We start from the raw sequence: 249 nt of genomic DNA on the forward strand, positions 1-249 counted from the left end.
ACCAAGCCCTCAAGGACTACGTGAATCGGGTCCAGCAGGATCTGACCTCGATGTTCGCCGACGGGAAGGACGATCTCTATCTGTCGCTCAAGGCGCAGTACGCCAACGCCAACACGCCGGAAGCGCAACTGGCCCGCACGCAGGCGCAACTCCAGGGCATGCAGCAACAGCAGGAAACCGCCGCACTCCAGCAGCAGGTCCGGGCCTTTGCCGACCCGTTGCAGCAGCATTTGGTATCCCTCTCGACCC

The 249-nt window shown here is 62.7% G+C and carries 1 protein-coding gene; it reads left to right on the top strand.

Annotation, left to right across the window (positions count from 1 at the left end):
* Nucleotides 1-249, top strand: a 249-nt coding sequence (locus tag H6A60_RS13460; RefSeq protein ID WP_205105362.1) for a hypothetical protein, incomplete at both ends; no start/stop codon positions are given.

It is taken from the genome of Sutterella massiliensis (assembly GCF_016899755.1).
Classification (GTDB): domain Bacteria; phylum Pseudomonadota; class Gammaproteobacteria; order Burkholderiales; family Burkholderiaceae_F; genus Sutterella; species Sutterella massiliensis.